Genomic DNA, 403 nt, shown 5'->3' with positions numbered 1-403 from the left:
GGGTGTAGCTGATCGACGACATAACCGTGTCGATTTCGCTCAGCGAGGTGCCGGTTTCCACCACCACGTCACCCACGTTATCCACAACGTAAACGTCGTTGCCTGCACCGCCAATCATGAGGTCTTGGCCGGCACCGCCATTGAGGAAGTTGGCGGCGGCGTTGCCGGTGAGGCTGTTATCGAGTTCGTTGCCGGYGAGGTTCAACGCGGCGGTGCCGAGCAGCACGCCGTCTTCGACGTTGGCCGAGAGGGTGTAGCTCACCGTCGTGCGGATCAGGTCGCGGCCTTCGTCGGCGAGCTCAGTGACCTTGTCGGTGGCGTTGTCGATGACGTAGGTGTCGTCGCCGCTGCCGCCGCTGAGGGTGTCGGCGCCGGCGCCGCCATCCAGCCAGTCATTGCCGGC

Annotated in this window: 1 pseudogene; it reads right to left on the bottom strand. The window is 64.4% G+C overall.

From position 1 onward, the window contains the following. Positions 1 to 403, bottom strand: a pseudogene (locus tag AC1DIQ_RS18990) (hypothetical protein); the annotation flags it as partial.

Source organism: Stenotrophomonas sp. 05L413, assembly GCF_056397945.1.
Note: the sequence above shows the minus strand (reverse complement) of the source record. Positions and strands in the feature narration are given on the sequence as shown.